Genomic DNA, 17,968 nt, shown 5'->3' with positions numbered 1-17,968 from the left:
TTTCCATACCACCGTATTTTTCCCGCCATTTATAAAAAGTCGAATTGCCGATGCCATATTTACGGCAAAGTTCTTTAACAGGAATACCGGCTTCAGCTTCTTTTAAAATAGCTACGATCTGATGTTCAGTCATTTTTTTCATGTTTAAATCCTCTGTGGGTTAATGAAGAGAATTTTCTACTTCGGAGCTGTACTATTTTAGGGGGTAGTTACAAATTTATTTTACTCATCAGACAGTCATTGTGTTAGAACGAATGCCGATGAGTAGGAAGTGTCTGTCAGATTAAGTTTAAGCTAGTACATTTTATTTTCTTAAAACAAATCAATATTGTTGTCTATTAGGTCTTTAAAGCCAGGAGCAGTATTATCTTTATCTGTTTGCTTGATTAGCATATTATCTTCGATTGGCCAATTAATGGCTATATCGGAGTCATTCCATAATAAACTGCGTTCACATTCTTTAAAATAGTAGTTTGTTGTTTTATATAGAAACTGGGTATCATCTTCCAAAGCAATGAACCCATGTGCGAATCCCGCAGGAATCCAAAACTGTCGGTGATTTTTTTCTGATAACTCGATTCCTACCCACTGACCGAATGTTGGTGAAGTTACTCGTATATCTACAGCAACATCCCACGCTTTACCGCTAACTACTCGTACCAGTTTACCTTGTGAATATGGATTGACCTGATAATGTAATCCTCGAATTACACCACGATGTGATATTGAATGATTATCTTGTACAAAATTTACAACAGGTTGATTATGTGCAGTAAGAATAGAGTTAAACGTTTTTTGGTTAAAACTTTCCATAAACCAGCCACGATTATCTGCAAAAATTTTTGGCTCTAAAATAAGTAAGTCTTTTATCTTAGTCTCAATAACATTCATATTTATGCTTTCTTTGAAAATTCGTTGTATATTTTTAATAAGTATTGTCCATAATTTGTTTTTTGAAAAAATTTGCCACGTGTAAACAACTGGTCTAAGTTTATCCAGTTATTATTAAAAGCAATTTCTTCAAGTGAAGCTATTTTTAGTCCTTGTCTTTTTTCAATTGTCTGGACAAAAGAGCTGGCCTCAAGCAGCGAGTCATGAGTACCTGTGTCCAGCCACGCAAAGCCGCGTCCAAGTACTTCAACATCTAGCAACTTTTCATTCAGGTAGGCATTATTAACATCAGTGATTTCCAGTTCCCCTCTGGCGGATGGGCGAATATTTTTTGCTATTTCAATTACATCATTATCATAAAAATAAAGCCCTGTTACGGCATAATTGGATTTTGGTTTAATAGGTTTTTCTTCTATGCATAATGCTTTTCCTGTTGTATCAAATTCAACAACACCAAAGCGTTCAGGATCATTAACATAATATCCGAATACTGTAGCACCTTTTTTCTGGTTTGCAGCATGCTGTAATTGTGCACCGAAACTTTGCCCATAAAAAATATTATCTCCCAGAATAAGCGTTACATTATCCTGACCGATAAATTCTTCCCCTAAAATAAACGCTTGTGCCAGCCCATCTGGAGATGGTTGTATTTTGTACACCAATTCAACGCCGAAATCATGACCATCACCTAATAGTTTTTTGAAATTAGGTAAATCTTCTGGGGTTGAAATAATCATGATTTCCCGTATTCCTGCTAGCATGAGCACAGAAAGAGGATAGTAAATCATTGGTTTATCATAGATAGGTAAAAGCTGTTTTGATACCCCCATGGTAATAGGATAAAGTCTGGTTCCAGAGCCTCCGGCCAGAATAATGCCTTTTCGTTTAATCATTTTATTTGTTCCTTATAATAAATATTATTCAGATTAGCTTTTAAATTGTTCTGCTGTTTGATATGACCTTTTTTAATCATGGCTGATATTGTTTTTGAATCCATTTTTGGTATTCCCCAGTCAAAATGCGATTTACCCATTCCTGGTTGTTTAGATACCATAGAACAGTTTTACGCAAACCTGACTGGAAACTTTCTTGAGGTACCCAGCCTAGATCCTGTTTAATTTTTCTGGCATCGATAGCATAACGAACATCATGTCCGGGGCGGTCTGGAACAAATGTGATTAAGTCGCTATAGGATGTTATTCCTAGTGTTTTATTAGGTACTAACTCATCTAGAAGATTACAGATATCTTTTACTACATCAATATTTTTCTGTTCATTGTGTCCGCCGATATTATAGGTTTCCCCTGCATTTGCTTTTGTCACAACTTGATATAAAGCCCGTGCATGATCTTCAACGTATAACCAGTCACGAATTTGCTCACCATTTCCATATACTGGTAATTTTTTTCCCTGCAATGCATTAAGAATGGTTAATGGAATTAATTTTTCTGGAAAATGGTAAGGTCCATAATTATTTGAACAATTAGTGATGATAATAGGGAGCCCATAAGTACGATACCAAGCTCGAACCAGATGATCAGAACTGGCTTTGCTGGCGGAGTAGGGCGAACTTGGTGCATATGATGTAATTTCAGTGAATAATTCTGTAGTTGAATCACTTAAATCACCATACACTTCATCAGTTGAAATATGATGAAAACGGAATAAATCCTGTTTTTCTTTAGATAAGCCATTCCAGTAATGACGGCTTGCTTCCAGTAGTTGAAAAGTTCCCACAATATTGGTCTGGATAAACTCGGTAGAACTGGAAATTGAACGGTCAACATGTGATTCTGCAGCCAGATGCATTACTGCATCTGGTTGGAACTTATTAAATAGTTGTATTATATGATTTTTGTCACAAATGTCAGCTTGAAAAAAGTGGTAGCGAGAATTATTTGCAACGGTTACTAATGATTCAAGATTACCAGCATAGGTTAATTTGTCAACATTGAGAATGTTATGGTCGGTTTCATTGATTAGATACCTGATAAGGGCAGAGCCAATGAATCCAGCTCCACCAGTAATAAGAATATTCATAAAATTACATTCAAAAATTAGTAAAACGTAGTATTTTATAATATAAAATTCATTTTTTTATAAAAAATTTCAAATAAAATGCACGATCGTATAGCCTATTTTTATAAGTAATATAATGTTAAATTGAATATGTTTTTTTATTTTGAGTTATATTAAAAGATAAATATTTAAATTTTTTGATTGGTTATATTTTCTTATAGATGTAATGATGATATAACGTAGATTGGGTTTAAATTTATATTATATAATCGCTTTATGAATTTATTAAGGTAAACAAGGTATATTTGATGAAAAAAACAATCATTTTGGGTATGCCTAAAAGTCGTAATATCTACCAGCAAATTAAAAAAAATCTGGAGTTTTATGACTTTGAAGTATTGTATATTGATAATTTTCCAGAATATATCAAGTATTTTAAATATCAAAGTTTGAAAGAGCGCTTGTGTAGTACGATGCAAAAGCTGTTATTCAAAAATTTTTTATATAAAGTAAAATTAAAAGAGGAATTGCTGTTATCCAATTCAAAAGCATTGCTTGCAGAAACAAAATATGATTATGCTATTGTCATTAGACCTGATCTGTATCCGGTAAAATTACTACAGCTAATGAAAGAATTTACCAGAAAAAAATTTATTGCTTATCAGTGGGATGGTTTAAGGCGTATGCCATGTAGTAAGCAGATAATAAATTTATTTGATGAATTTTATGTTTTTGATGCTCATGATTTAGTTGATAAGGACTTTCAGGATTATGAGCTGACAGGCATAACCAATTTCTATTTTGATATGTATCAACCAGAACCAGTAAGACACGCTAGTAGGATAGCTTATTTTGTTGGCACACATGTTTCTGAGCGTGTTGCTGATATTGAATATTGTATTTCTGAGTTAGTGAAAAATAATATTCAGTTAAGATTTATTATTCCAACTAGCAATCAAAACAAAATTAATCAATATCAGTATCCTCATCTTATTACTTTTGGTGAAGAAAATGCAATTGATTTTTCTGAAAATATGCAAATATTGAATGAAATAGATATTATTGTAGATTTTGTTAATCCTCTTCACCATGGTTTATCTTTCAGGGTTTTTGAGTCCTTGTATTATCAGAAAAAATTAATTACTAATAATAAAACTATTTGCAAGTATGATTTTTATCATCCTGATAATATCCTTATTTGGCATAAAGAAGATCTTTCTCAAAAAATTCAGAATTTTTTAGCTAAACCCTATAAACCAGTAGACAGTGAAATTGTAAAAAAATACGGATTTGGTAACTGGATAAAGAATATTCTAGATTTATCACCATATGAAAAGATAAATTTACCTCTTTGATTGTTACGTTTTATGCCTCCACTTTCGTATTAGCTGCCTTATACTCGCAGCAAATCTTTTTAATGGAAAGGATTTTCTTCTTAAGTAATAAACATGACCCTGAATATCGCCAATTTTATGATCTAATTGATTTATTTTATGGGATAAGAGGTCGTATTTTTCTTTACTGTCATTTAACAGAATATGTAAAATACCATAATTACCCTGATTTTCTAAAATTGATTGTCGAACTAATGAGTTTCTAAATTCAACATGATATTTTTGGTGTTTATCTATTGCCGCTATTACAGAATTACCATATGTATTATTGTTATTTGGTCTGTGGTAATAATAGGCCAAGTTCTTATTTAATGTTTTTATTTCACCAGCTCTAAAAAGACGCAAAATATAATCCCAGTCACCTAAAACAGGTAAATTTTTATTAAATTCACCCACTTGTTTAGCTACATCCATTCTAATAAGCAAACATATAGGTGGAGATACATTATTTCTAATTAGAGTTGTAATATCAATCTGATCATGCCAAATAGGCCATTGTATTGTACTGAGTTGTGTTGATTGATCTTCCTGAATTTCTTCATTAATTATGGTGCAATTAGTTAATACTGCTACAGCCTGTTGTTCTGTATTTAGAAAGGTAACAGTTTCTTTCAGAAAATCAGGATGCCATGCATCATCATCATCGTGTACAACTAAATATTCTTGATTGGCTATATTAAAGCCACAGTTTGATGCTGCTTCCATACCTAAGGAATGTGTATTATGTATAATAGTGATTTTATGATTTAAATCGATAAAATTAAGTTCGATTAGTTGATTTACAGGTTGAGCATCGCCTCCATCATTAATTAGATACAAATGCCAATTTGTATAGGTTTGCTGTATAACACTTTCTAATGCACGTGCTAGAAGTACTGGGCGGTTTTTAGTGCGCATGATAACGGCAACTGAATTATCATGTTTAATGTTATCGGATTGTATATTTGACCAGCTTTTGATGGGATAGAGATTTTCATTAATATTCATGTTAATTCGCCAGATAATTTTTAATTAGTTCGGGATATCGTTTAAAAAAATGAATTGCCATTTTGTATATGTCTGGTTTGATTTTATTTTTGTTTGCTTTCCAATGCCCTATAACTCCACAAGGCCAGCCTCCTAAAGTCAGTAATTGTATAACTTCTTTTTTCTCTACAGGTAATTTCTGTGGTATTAAATGATATGATGTTTGGTGATCATTTAACGTACAGTGGCTGATTTTTCCCAGATATTTTTGTTCGTAACGATTTGGTGTGATGCAAATTTGTAAAATAGCTGCTGTTGCAACAGAAACATTAATCCATTCAGAACCAATACCAAAAATGTGTTCGTTTCGTGCCCATTTTGTAATTGTTTGAATTGTACTTTGCTGAAACAGATTAATTGTTTGATTAAACTGATTAATATACGTATAGTCTGTATCTGGCTTTAATACTGGCAGATACAGACTTGTGTCAGAATGATTAGTAAAATTTATGGTTGTCTGATGATTGGCCGAATGGAGATTTTCTAGAATATTTATAGAATTTTCTAAAAGCAATTCTTCATTTGGTCGTTGGAACATGTTGAAAAACGCAGATTTCATTATGCCATTTTTGTATAAACGTCCGGGTGCACTGTGATTAAATAAACCATAGTAAAAACCATATATTTTGTGTTTAATACCTTTATGCTCACGGAGTTCTGTTAATGCGGTTTGTAGCGTTCCTTTCCATCCTAAATCTACAATAGCAATGCGTTTATTATGATTAAATAGACCTTCTTGTTCATAATAAGCCATAGCACTAGTATAGTAATCTTGGTAAATTGAGACTAAATAAGGTGTTAGTTCGTATTGAATGTAATTTTTAATTTCAGAAATTTTTTCGAAATCAAAATTTTGGTTTAAATTTCCAAATTTTGATTTAAATTTTGTTTTTGTTAATATGCTATTGTTAATGCCTATTCTATTGAAAAATGTTTTATAGGACTCTCCTTTTCTTACGGATTCGTTAATCATTAAATCTAATGAGAAATTTGATAATTTTCCTGTTGTGATTATGTCTATATAAAAAACTGGAAAACGTAGTACCTGACGTGATAAATAAAGATAGCTGGATGTTGTTTGGTGTTTTTTATCCATTTCAAGTAAATTCCATACTTTCTGGATAATTTGCGCATCGCGTGCACAAAAAAATATGTGTTCAATCTTATACTTCGTTATTTGTTGTTCCAGCCATAAAACAAAACTTTGGAGTATAACTGCACCAAATGTGTTACCTAAATTTGTCCAGAATTCTGATTCTTCATTATTTTCATCTGAGTTGATTTTCTGGGATAAACTACTCATTTTCTGTAGCAGTGAGAAAGGAACTAATGCTGGTGATAGTTGAGCGCCTAATCGTCTTTCTCCTAGAAAGCGCGAATAGTGATAGGTTTTAATATCATTTTGATTTGGTTTTATAACATCTGAATATAGATTGTCGCCAATATGGAAAATTTTATTATTGATATTATTTTTTTGTACTTCTTCCCAGATTCTGCCACTATGCTTGGTTTTCATTAGGTCTGAAGAAATAAATAATTTATCGTAATCTGCAAGTCCTGCATGCTGAAGTAATTCCTGAACAAATTGTTTTGAAAAGTAGGTATCAGATACAAAGTAAATCTTTTTACCCTGTTTTTTAAGTTTCTCAATCAGACAGAGGTTGTCGATAACGGCAACCATACTTGATTTTTCAGTAGCAAGTTCTATATTTTGAGCCTGATTCAATTCTTTTTCTTGTCCAGGATAAAATGATAATAATTGGGTATAGATATTCTCTAGAGTTATTTCTTCCTGAAATTCTTTCTTGGCATAATAATTTCTGCTGATTTCCTCTGCTATTAGACGTTTTTGTGCAAAATTTGGCAAAAAGATTTTCTGTTCAATTAGTATGCCTTCTACACAGGCAAATAAATCAATGGGACATTCAAACAAACGTGTTAATACGGTATCGAAAACATCAAAAGATATAATCGGATAGTTTTCCAGCTCTTTTAACATTTTATTGATGTATTTTGTATCTATTTCTGCTTTATTTTGTGAATAGTAAAGGTTTACCGAATCTAATAAAGAGTTGAGGCTTGAAGTATTCATAATAATGGCTATTCTTTATTCTTTTGTGTTAAAGAGTTAGTTTTGTACACATATGTAATTCTGCTGCAGATAAAATAAAATTATTATTATTATTCGTTAAAATGTTAATTTAAGTTTTTAATTAAAAAATTAGTTAATATTTATGGAAATAATGTAAATTAAATTCCATCCAAATAATTGATTTAAATAAAACTATTTAGAATGTTCTTTTGTATGGATTTGGTATCTGGCATTCATTTTTAGCTTATGTGTATAGTTATATTATTATATATATTTAGCTTCAGACTGTATTGCTCAAACTGTACTGACTTGAGCATTTTCAGGCTAATTTATTTCTAATTGGTGAATTTTTTAATAGAAGCTTTTATCTAAAATGTTTTTTATCCAGTTTTTGAAGCTATATTTTTCTACAATATGAGTATCTATTTGAATAAATGGTTTTGCCAGAAATTCCTGTATTTCATCTAGATTTTTTTCATCCCATATAAATATGTTATTTGGGTGATAGAAGTCATAATATTGAACATGTGTGTTAGTAGTAATCAGTTTTTTCTGATAATAGAGTGCCTCAAAATGACGAAATGACAGTCCATTGTGCCCGGCAATAACAAAATCAACCAGAATATCTGATGAATCGACATGCTTTAAATTCTCATAATAGGAGAGTCGGTTTTGTTTGCCAAAAGTAATGTGCTTTGATTTATAGCATTTAATATCTTTAGTCTTGCTCGTAGGTATAATAAATTTGATATCTACTCCATTTTTAGCTAATTTCTCGGCACAGTGTTCTATTGCTGCGACACGGCAGGCTTGGTGATCACCGATATAATAAGCCAATAGTTTGTTATTTTTGACGCGGTGTGGCTGTACCATATCAAAATAAAAATTAGTAATGTTATGAAGTTGATAGTTTTGGTAGTCTGGGTTAGTTAAATCGGTATGATCGAAAATATAAAACTGGTCAAATAGATGAATAATATTTTTTACTGGAAATCGTTTTAGTCCATCCCATTGATAGCCAATAAATTTGTTCTTGGTGTGTTGTTTTAATAAAGTTAGAACATTCTGTGGGTAAATATCCGGACGAATGACTAAGGTATAGTCATAATGATTATTTGCAAGCAGTTGTTGTGCTTTATAAAAACTTTGTTTTACTTTCAGTTTCTTTTTATATGTGTTGCTCTTGGTAATGTGTTTGTGAAAAAACTGGTATGTGCGTTCCCAAAGATTGTTGTATTTGAATTTTAAAATACTATCTATACGTAATACCTCGTATCCATGAAATTGAAGATTTTTTTCAATTAATTCTACTATACCATTGCTCGGCGGCATGGCTAATATTATGGTTTTACGGGTCATGGAATACAACAGATAAGAGATTAACAACGGATTTAGGCAACTTATTTTAAACGTTTATGCATGCTTTAATCAATATTGGATGATTATTTGATATTTTAATTTATTTTGTACATCGCTATATATTCGGCTTATTTGCATTAATTTTTCAGACTGAAATTAGTCTGTAGCACTTTTGTATTTGGAATATATGGTATGGGAACGTGTTTAATCGATATTTAACTAAATTCAAGCGACACACAAACTTGCTATCTTTATATGGGTTGTAGCTACGCGGAGTTATGATTTTATATCAATCACAGATATAATTATATGTTAAGTATTTCATGCAGGTTGTTTTTGATTTGGTAGAATACTGCTAATGTATAGTCTTGGGAGTTTTATACTCTAGATATAGTTTTAGTCTGGATATTTACTCAATGCAATAGATTTGTGCTGTGTTTATGTGTGCGAATAACCAAGTAATTTGGTGAGCACGCTCTTTTATCGTGTTTCGTATTTTAATTTATATGAAATTTTTTATGTATTTGATTGTTCTGGCTAGCGAATGAAAAAAAGTAAAGAAACCAATTCTTATTCACCACAGAATCTGTATAAAAGACTGTTCCCATATATGCGCGGATTGGTAAAGTATTTTTTTATTTCCGTGTTAGCAATGGTTGTTGTAGGCGTAACTGGGCCTCTTTTTGCTTATTTACTGAAACCGATTATTGATAATGGTTTCGTTGAAAAAAATATTGAAGCCATGAAATGGGTACCATTTGAAATTGTAGGCTTGTTTATTTTCCGTGGCATCGCCAATTATATTAATGAATATACCAGTGCTTATATTTCTAACCAGATGGTTCAAGTAATTCAGCGTGATTTGTTTGCAAAGATGATGATGCTACCCATTGGTTATTATCAGGACAATAGCCGTGGCCGCATGATGTCGCGCATTACCAATGATGCTAAAGGGATAACGGCCGCTGGCTTTGATGTGATTACCGTGTTTGCTAAAGATGGTGTTACTGTTCTGGGTCTTCTCATTTGGTTGTTTTATCTTGACTGGCAATTGACATTGATTACTTTCGTTACGATTCCGTTGATTGCTTGGTGTGTACGAATCATTAATAAGCGTATCCGACAGTTGGTAACGAGAAGCCAGAATGATCTTGGTCAGGTCATGCAGATTTTGTCTGAGTCTATTGATGGTACGCGGGTTGTACGTATTTATGGTGGGCAACACTATGAACAGAGTCGTTTGGAAAAGACTAATCGGGCATTACGTAGTTTGGCTGTACGACGTCAATCCTATACTTCAATCGGCAGCGCGGTAACCCAGTTGTTAATTGCCACGTCGTTATCGATTATTTTGTATGTCGCCGCTAAAAGAGCCAGTCATGCAGGTTTTACTGCTGGTGATTTTATGTCTTTTCTATCGGCCATGTTGATGATGTTTGATCCGTTAAAACGGATTACCAATATGTCTAGTGTGTTACAGACCGGATTGATGGCTGCTGACAGTGTATTCCGTTTTCTGGATGTACCTGAAGAAAAAAACCAAGGTGTAAAACAGCTGGCTTCTCCTATAGGTGACATTGTTTTTCAGGATGTGACTTTGCGTTATCAGCATGCAGATAAAAATGCAGTTGATCTTTTGAATCTGACGATTAAACAAGGTAGTGTCGTTGCGTTGGTAGGGGAGTCGGGTTGTGGCAAAACTTCTACGGTAAATCTGATTCCACGGTTTTATGATGTTACTAGTGGACGGTTGAGTATTGGCGGAATTGATGTAGAGGATTTTGAGTTGAGAAATCTTCGTTCCCAGATGGCGCTGGTTAGTCAGGATGTTGTTTTGTTTAATGATACGATCGCCAATAATATTGCTTATGGTTCCCCGCATGCAACAGAAGCAGATATTATTCAGGCAGCCAAAGCCGCTAATGCGTGGGCGTTTATTAGTAATATGCCAGAAGGTTTGCAGACTGAAGTAGGTGATCAGGGAATGAAGCTTTCTGGTGGACAACGACAGCGTTTGGCTATTGCACGGGCATTGTTAAAAGATGCACCAATTTTGATTTTGGATGAGGCCACTAGTGCGCTGGATACTGAATCTGAGCGATTAGTACAATCGGCATTGGAAACTTTAATGAAAAACCGGACAACAATTGTCATTGCTCATCGGCTTTCGACTATTGAAAATGCTGATAATATTGTGGTGATGCATCAGGGCAAAATTGTGGAGCAGGGTAAACACGAGGCTTTGCTGGCGAAAAATGGTCGTTATGCGTTTTTACACCGTATGCAGTTTGGCGAAAACCGTAATCCAGCTGAACGCACTTTATTAAAGTAATTGATAAAAGAAAGTTTTTCTATATGAATTATTCGGTTTTGCATAGTAAATTTTGATTTATGCATGCTGTACATTTTAATGTAAGTTGGAAGTGCTAATTTGCTTTTTTTCATACATAGAATATTGGTAAGTATTTATATCCAGATGCTGTGATTTTGGAAAATTATAGTATCTGGCTAGTTTTGATATGTGTAGTTATGAAGAATACATTGAAGCTGGTGTTTCTGTTGAGTTATAGACACAGGTTTGTTCGACTGACATTGATATCCAGGTAGAAAAGAGCTTTAGGTTTGTCAATATGGTGTGAAATTGTTGTTGAGTAATTTGGGATATACGTTTTTGAAGAATAGCTTTTAGCTGATTCTTTTTAGCTGATGATGCAATTGAACGTACTTAGCTGGATTTGGTACCAGTAAAGCTTCGGCTATAGTTTCTTTAGCAATTATTTTCGACTATATAACTGATATGGGCTGAAAGGGCGGTTTATTCAGAATATTTTTGATCCAGTTTGCAAAACTATATTTTTGTACAATATCTGGATTGATGCTAATCAGTGGTTTTGCCAGAAAGTCTGCAATTTGCTGTAAGTCTTCTGCTCTCCTCCAGATAAAGATGTTATCTGGATGGTAGAAATCATAACTTTTTATTTGTGGGTTATTAGTGATTAATTTTTTTTGATAATATAGGGATTCAAATACACGGAACGATAAACCGTTATGCACGGGATTGACGATATCGATGAGTATATCTGCCATGTTAACATGCTGTAAGTTATCTTCAAAAGTAATATTTTCTGGAATAACATGAATCTGTCTGCATGAATACTGGGCAGCTTTGTAGGCTTCGGATGGGCGAAATTTGATATTGAAATTTAAGCTCACGCCATTTTGCATTAGGGCATTAGCGCAGGCCTCTATGGCTGCAATGCGGGTGTCTACATGTAATCCAACGAAATAGGCAGTGGAACCGCTATGAGGGACTGGTTGTGGCTGGTACATGTCAAAATAAAAATTACTGATTCCATTGAGGTGGTACTGGTTGTATTCTGGATTATTCAAATCCGCAGAGTCGAATACGAAAAAACGGTCAAATAAAGCTATTGTGGGAATGGTTTTGGGAAATCGTTTGATTCCATTCCATTGATAACCCACAAAATTTGTTTTTGTATGTTTTTTCAGTAACTGTAAAGCTGGTAGGGAAAATAGATCAGGGCGAATAACCAGAGTATAGTCATAAAGATTATTACCCAGAATACTATGTATATTTTCCTGTAATTTTTGGTTGTATATCTGTTTTTTTAGATGGGTTTTATAGGAACAGTCTGACAGAAAAATTTTTCGAGCTGTGTGAATTAGGTGTGCTTTCAGGCTGGGGTAGCGAAAATTGGTATCTATCTGCTTTTTCAGTTTTTCTGAAGTGCTGTCAATAAAGGTCACTTGGAAATTATGATATTCTAAATGGGTTTTAATAGCACAGGCAAAGTCGCTGTAGCTAGACATGGCCAGAATAATAGTATGTTGCGACATTGTTAAATTAACTTAGTAAGGTTCGGTGTTTTTGATAATTGTGAAGTTGCAATAGAATAGGGAGTGTAGTGTCAGACTGGTATTTTAGCAGTTTATGTTACTGATTGTGTCTGAATGCAGGATTTATCAGTTAATGGTGGAGCTGTTTTTGGTTATAATTTATGAATAATATGCGATTGAAGTGTGTATGGTGTTGGATAAATGCTCAAAACTTTTTTAATTAATCTGGATCGTCGTCCAGATAGATTAATGTTTGTTAAACAACAATTGGAAAATCTGGGTATTGCTTTTGAAAGAGTAAGTGCTGTTGATGGTAATTGTTTAACTGATGAGCAGAAAGTTTTTTTTAATCAGCAAAGATTTGCACTGGAATGTAAGCGTAAGGCTGTAAATGGGGAGATTGGCTGTGCTTTGTCTCATCAGGCCGTATGGCAGCGAATAGTGGCTGAAAATATACCTTATGCTTTGATTCTGGAAGATGATGTCCAGCTTAAACCTGAGCTGGTTTCTTTGTTAGCTGATAAGAGAAATTATGAGTCATTTGATTTTTTGAACCTGACTTTAAAAAGACCTTTTTATGATATTGATGTTACAGCTGTTAATTTTTGCATTACTCAACAGCAGTTTATTCGTCCACGATTCTGGCAATTTTTTAAACGCAGGTCATGGCACTCAATGGAAAGTAAGGCGATTGTCAGGTGGAAGATTTTTCGTTTGCATGCTTTGAGTAATGGTATGACTGCTTGTGAATGTGATATTGCTCCATCATTGGCCTGTTGTTATATTGTATCTTTACAGGGGGCTAAAAACATGCTTTTAGCAAGTAAAACCCTTTTTTATCCTATTGATAAGGTTTGGCATTATAGTGGTGGCCAGTTAAAAGAAGCATTTCTGGTTGAACCGCTGGCCTTCCAGTCTCTGGACTCGGATATTCCTCACCGTGTGCGCTTTAAACTGACTTTAGTACAAAGAGTTAAAAGATTTTTTGTTAAGGGGCGACATTGGCAGCGCTTGCTTGATGTTGTGCGTATGTATGGCTGGACACGGTTATAATGAATATTTGTAATGTTAGAGAATAGTAATAATGGTTAAACTGGGTAGGGAATATGCATGGCGTGCCAAGAATCGTCGGGTTGTGGTTCCACTGGCTGAGGTGGTTACTGAGGACATGAAAGCGTCAGCAGGTGATGGTGTAACGGTTGTGGCCTATCATACTGACGATGAGTTTTACACTCATGAAGCTAAACGTATGTGTACTTCAGCTGAGCGTTTGGGGATTGGCGTTAAAACAACAACGATTCCAAGTCAGGGTGGCTGGGAGGCCAATACATCTTTTAAATCGGCTTATTTGCTGCGTGAACGTGATTTGGTCAGTGGTCCTATGCTTTATGTGGATGTTGATGCGGTTTTCCATGTTTCTCCACTGAAATATCTGGCTGGCTTAGATTGTGATATAGCAGTTTATTATGATCTGGGCGATGGACATTTAGTATCTGCAACTCTGTTTTTACAGGATACGGAGGCTGTAAGACATTTACTGGCAGAATGGAATCGGCAGTGTATAGCCCATCCAGAAATATGGGATCAGGAAGTATTGCAGTCTGTTATTGCTGCTGATCAGGCTTCAGCCCAGCCTCGTTATAAGGTTTTTCACTTGCCAGTTGGCTTTTGCTGGATATTTGATCGTGAAGATAATTTACGTGCGCCGAAGCAGCAGGTTTATATTGAGCAATTGCAGGCAGCACGAGTGGTTCATGAAAATCTGAGAACCAGTGGGAAATTATTTTCAATTCGTAAAAGCAAAGTACAGCGCCGTATGGATCGGATACGTGAGATTGAGGATATTCTGTTCCGGCACAGTTCTGGTGGTTCACTGTAATATCTGTAGTGAAGGAAACAGATGATTTCTGCTTTGGTAATTAATCTGAACCATTCATCTGAGCGGTTGGAATTTCAGCGCAAGCAGCTGGCTCATTTACAGATACCGATGCAGCGTCTGGCTGCTGTTAACAGTTCTGATATTCTGATTGAGAGATATGAACAACTGGCAAATGGTTGGGAACGTAAAATGCGCCCAGCTGAGGTGGCCTGTTTTTTGAGTCACAAGACTGCATGGCAGTATGTGCTAGACACTGGTAAGCCGTGGTTGATTCTTGAAGATGATGCTTTGCTTTCGCATAAAACTGCTGATGTTTTGGCAGCGTTATTTTCCCGAATTGGTGAAGTGGATTATGTGAATCTGGAAACACGCCATCGTCGTAAGTGGTTGGGTAAAAAAGCCGATGTGTTTGTTGCTGGCTATGAATTACGTCAGTTATATCAGGATCGAACTGGTGCGGCTGCATATATTCTATTTCCCTCAGGTGCACAGAAATTGTTAAATAGAGCAAAACATTCGGCACCAGCATTGGCAGATGCATTTTTATGTCGTTCATATGAGTTAAATGCTTGGCAGGTCTATCCGGCCGCTGCGATTCAGCTGGATCAGTGTATTAATTATGGCTTGGAATCACCGGTTTCTTTTGTTTCGACGATAACACCACAGAATAATCTGAAACCACAGGCAAACAATTTTTATAGTAGAGTTTGCTTTAGATATCGCCGTTTAGCTGCACAAATTCGTATGGGATGGCGACAGCTGTCGGTATTCGGCTGTGCGCAACGTATGATGGTGCCTATAATAAAAAGTGACTTTGAGGAATAGGTTTATGGAGGGGATAAAGGATAGTTACGCGGGTGCAGGCAGGGTGGATTTAAGTATTCTGATTCCTGTATTTAATGTGGAATCCTATCTTTCCGGATTGCTGGATACTTTGCTGCCAGATTTACCTGCACTGACTGAAGTTATATTTTATGATGATTATTCGCCGGATAATTCACTTGCTGTTATCCGTCAATATCAGCAAAGTTATCCAAATGTGAATATTCGTGTGCTGTGTGGGCAGAAAAATCTGGGCATTACTCAGGTTCGCAAGTGTTTGTTGCAGGCCAGCCATGCTGAATATGTCTGGTTTATTGATTCGGATGACTGGGTTGAACGGCAGGCTGTTAAGCAGATACAGGCTATTCTGAATCAGTATCATCCTGACGTTGTGCTATTTGATTATGATGTGTTTTTTGATGGCAGTGGAAAAGTTAAATATCATGAGCATTTGTCTATTGCTCCTGCCAATACTTTGTTGCATCAGAAAAGTGGGGAGTTGTACCGCTTTGCTATTATGGATGGTAAGCATTATTTCTGGAATAAGGTTTTTCGGCGAATGTTGGTGGCAGATGTGTGTGATTTTACCATTCCTGCCTATGAGGATATTGCGAATACGCCGACTGTGCTGAATCAGTGTCAAACATATTTTTATTATCCGCAAACTTTGGTGCATTATCGTATCTGGCCGGATTCTATTGTGCAGAAAATGAATCTGAAACAGGCTTATGGTATTAAGGCATATTTAACACAGGCAGACTATGCCGATGCTGTGGTAGGCGATAAAAAATGCTGTGCCTATTTATTATATAAGGCTCATCTGTATTATTTTCGGCTGTGTCGTAAACTGGCAAAAATTAACTTGCCTGAGAAGGAAAAAGTAGCTATTTTGCTTTTGGCTAAACAGCAGTATGCGGAAAAACCTTTGTCAACTTGTGCTACGATTTTGCTATTGATGCGCACGGGTATGTGGGGGAAAGCGGCTAAACTGATGTTGAAGTCAGGTTTAGCCAGACTTTCTGGTAAATAAAACAATTTCTGTTCAGATTCTGTTCAGACCGCAGTTATGTTACCTGCGATAATCCATTTATGTATTAATTGCTTTTCGTCATCCCAGTTATGTCCTGTCCAGCCTTCACTGGTAAAGTTATGAATATAGATTTTATTTCTGGGGTAATACTGGCAAATATAATCAATGGCTAACAGACCTGTGCTAGGCTGGCGACAGCCTAGCGCATCGGCACAGTGCCGATAGATGTCTGTGGGGATGGTGTTGATTTGATATTGATCCAGATGAGAATGTTTTATCCATTTAGGAAACCGCCAGAGGTATTTTATCCGTTTGTGTAAGGGAATATTCTGATACCGGCTGGAACAGATATCTTCTTTGGAATAGCGGAAAAATATTTGTGTATCTGGCTTGAAGAACTGATGGTCGATAGTTAAATGCCGGATTTGAGTATAGCCATTGGCTATAAACACCCATTCTGCCATGAGTGTGCAAGTTGGATTGGGATTATTAAAGCGGACTACGATATCGTCTTCTGTAATCAGGTGTGCAATAGAGTTCTGTTCGTTAGCATTGCCGATGATGAAGAATCTGCTGTGTGGTTGTACTGTTTTCATGGTAGTGGTGTTTTTATTGCCAATAATTTTTTAGCCATGGAGCTGGTAAGACTTTACGGTACCATTTTCCGCCACCGCCTCTGATAGCATCTGGCGGGTTAACTTCGCCATGAAAAACGATGATTTTGCCGTAATTCGGTTTTTCTGGAGGCTTCCATAAAGCATAAGGCATTTTCTTTAATACATTATATTTATAGCTCAGACACCAATTATCTGGCCAGTAGCTGAGTTGGTGGTTTTCACGCACATACCAGGATAAAAATGCCTGCTCATGGCGAAATTGTTGCTGGATGTGTTGAAAATGCTTACGGAAATAATCCATTAAATCTGGTAATGCACCAATTTGGAATCGATATACCGAGCTGTTGCCGACTTTTCGCCATGGTTTTTTCCAATCACGGATAATCCATACTTCGTCGTCTTGACTGGACGGATGGGTGAAGAAGCAGTCGATGTTATCGATGATAACAATGTCAATGTCAAGAAATAGTGCTGTGCCCTGTAATCCGTAAAGGTTGGCACTGAAGGTAGTGAGTTTATTCCAGCCACGTTCGGGTAGGCCGTTGGGCAAGTCTAAAGATATCAGTGGATAACACTGAACGGCTGGATCAATGCCTTTGGTGTCATCGGTCAGGCAGATCATGGTAAATGGGAGCGTGAGGTGGCGTTTTACCATGTTATAGAGGCGATTGACGTATTCGGCACCATATTTTTGCCCCCATTTCATACATAAAATGTAGTTTTGTGAAGGTGTGTCCATTGTTTGTTTTGTCTGGGTGATTTGGGGTGGTGCAGTATAACATTTTAGAATTATGTGCTGTTTAATCTGTATGATGCATGTTAATAAATAGCTGATACTTTTTAACTGTTTCTAGTTGTTTTGTTGATTATTCGTTGTTTTAGACTAGTTTAATGCTAAACTTATTATTCTGCCGGTAAGCTGAAATGGTTTTCTGTTAAGGTTTAATGGCGCTGTGAAGGTGAGTTGAAACGGGTTTTATG

At 35.5% G+C, this 17,968-nt stretch carries 16 protein-coding genes; 6 read left to right on the top strand and 10 right to left on the bottom strand.

The annotated features are described in order from the left end of the window. From MJ764_RS09790 to rfbB, 4 genes are all read right to left on the bottom strand, one after another. Positions 1-142 (bottom strand): transposase (locus MJ764_RS09790; protein ID WP_239326560.1); only part of this gene is annotated, 142 nt, incomplete at its 3' end. 170 nt (positions 143-312) lie between these two features. Further along, entirely contained in the window at positions 313-891 is a 579-nt protein-coding gene (gene rfbC / locus MJ764_RS09785; protein WP_239326552.1) for a dTDP-4-dehydrorhamnose 3,5-epimerase, read from the bottom strand. Positions 892-893: 2 nt separating this feature from the next. Beyond that, positions 894-1,784: a glucose-1-phosphate thymidylyltransferase RfbA gene (gene rfbA / locus MJ764_RS09780; RefSeq protein ID WP_239326550.1), complete on the bottom strand. Its 891-nt coding sequence runs from the start codon at positions 1,782-1,784 to the stop codon at positions 894-896. Between the two features lie 76 nt (positions 1,785-1,860). Next, positions 1,861-2,949: a dTDP-glucose 4,6-dehydratase gene (rfbB, locus tag MJ764_RS09775; RefSeq protein ID WP_420853949.1), complete on the bottom strand. Its 1,089-nt coding sequence runs from the start codon at positions 2,947-2,949 to the stop codon at positions 1,861-1,863. Positions 2,950-3,218: 269 nt separating this feature from the next. On the opposite strand from rfbB, the gene MJ764_RS11720 reads away from it, so the two are divergent. Continuing rightward, positions 3,219-4,265 carry a WaaS/CpsH family glycosyltransferase gene (locus MJ764_RS11720; protein WP_239326546.1) on the top strand — a complete coding sequence of 349 codons (1,047 nt, stop codon included), beginning with the start codon at positions 3,219-3,221 and terminating at the stop codon, positions 4,263-4,265. Between the two features lie 3 nt (positions 4,266-4,268). On the opposite strand, the gene MJ764_RS09765 is transcribed toward MJ764_RS11720, so the two are convergent. The 3 genes from MJ764_RS09765 to MJ764_RS09755 all read right to left on the bottom strand — a co-directional run bounded on the left by MJ764_RS09765 (position 4,269) and on the right by MJ764_RS09755 (position 8,781). Further along, positions 4,269-5,291: a glycosyltransferase family 2 protein gene (locus MJ764_RS09765; protein WP_239326544.1), complete on the bottom strand. Its 1,023-nt coding sequence runs from the start codon at positions 5,289-5,291 to the stop codon at positions 4,269-4,271. Position 5,292: 1 nt separating this feature from the next. Next, the gene (locus MJ764_RS09760) at positions 5,293-7,422 is read right to left on the bottom strand and encodes a hypothetical protein (RefSeq protein ID WP_239326542.1); all 2,130 of its coding nucleotides are present in this window, start codon (positions 7,420-7,422) and stop codon (positions 5,293-5,295) included. A 351-nt stretch (positions 7,423-7,773) separates the two neighbouring features. Further along, positions 7,774-8,781, bottom strand: coding sequence for a WaaS/CpsH family glycosyltransferase (locus tag MJ764_RS09755; protein WP_239326540.1), 1,008 nt, complete (start codon positions 8,779-8,781; stop codon positions 7,774-7,776). Between the two features lie 544 nt (positions 8,782-9,325). On the opposite strand from MJ764_RS09755, the gene msbA reads away from it, so the two are divergent. Then, positions 9,326-11,113, top strand: a complete 1,788-nt coding sequence (gene msbA / locus MJ764_RS09750) for a lipid A export permease/ATP-binding protein MsbA (RefSeq protein ID WP_239326538.1) — start codon at positions 9,326-9,328, stop codon at positions 11,111-11,113. Between the two features lie 452 nt (positions 11,114-11,565). Here the strand turns inward: msbA and MJ764_RS09745 are convergent, their stop codons facing one another. Then, positions 11,566-12,639, bottom strand: a complete 1,074-nt coding sequence (locus MJ764_RS09745) for a WaaS/CpsH family glycosyltransferase (RefSeq protein WP_239326536.1) — start codon at positions 12,637-12,639, stop codon at positions 11,566-11,568. Positions 12,640-12,840: 201 nt separating this feature from the next. On the opposite strand from MJ764_RS09745, the gene MJ764_RS09740 reads away from it, so the two are divergent. From MJ764_RS09740 to MJ764_RS09725, 4 genes are read left to right on the top strand one after another with little or no spacing between them, the layout of a single operon-like run. Beyond that, the gene (locus tag MJ764_RS09740; RefSeq protein WP_239326534.1) at positions 12,841-13,692 is read left to right on the top strand and encodes a glycosyltransferase family 25 protein; all 852 of its coding nucleotides are present in this window, start codon (positions 12,841-12,843) and stop codon (positions 13,690-13,692) included. Positions 13,693-13,723: 31 nt separating this feature from the next. After that, the gene (locus MJ764_RS09735; protein ID WP_239326532.1) at positions 13,724-14,518 is read left to right on the top strand and encodes a putative nucleotide-diphospho-sugar transferase; all 795 of its coding nucleotides are present in this window, start codon (positions 13,724-13,726) and stop codon (positions 14,516-14,518) included. 21 nt (positions 14,519-14,539) lie between these two features. Further along, positions 14,540-15,343 (top strand): glycosyltransferase family 25 protein, encoded by an 804-nt coding sequence (locus MJ764_RS09730; protein WP_239326530.1) that lies wholly within the window; start codon positions 14,540-14,542, stop codon positions 15,341-15,343. Positions 15,344-15,347: 4 nt separating this feature from the next. Continuing rightward, on the top strand, positions 15,348-16,370 hold the full coding sequence (locus MJ764_RS09725; RefSeq protein ID WP_239326528.1) for a glycosyltransferase: 1,023 nt from the start codon (positions 15,348-15,350) through the stop codon (positions 16,368-16,370). Positions 16,371-16,393: 23 nt separating this feature from the next. Here the strand turns inward: MJ764_RS09725 and MJ764_RS09720 are convergent, their stop codons facing one another. Beyond that, entirely contained in the window at positions 16,394-16,966 is a 573-nt protein-coding gene (locus MJ764_RS09720; RefSeq protein ID WP_239326526.1) for a hypothetical protein, read from the bottom strand. A 13-nt stretch (positions 16,967-16,979) separates the two neighbouring features. Then, positions 16,980-17,693, bottom strand: coding sequence for a hypothetical protein (locus tag MJ764_RS09715; protein WP_239326524.1), 714 nt, complete (start codon positions 17,691-17,693; stop codon positions 16,980-16,982). Positions 17,694-17,968: the final 275 nt, after the last annotated feature.

It is taken from the genome of Snodgrassella gandavensis (genome assembly GCF_914768025.1).
Taxonomy (GTDB): Bacteria; Pseudomonadota; Gammaproteobacteria; order Burkholderiales; family Neisseriaceae; genus Snodgrassella; species Snodgrassella gandavensis.
Note: the sequence above shows the minus strand (reverse complement) of the source record. Positions and strands in the feature narration are given on the sequence as shown.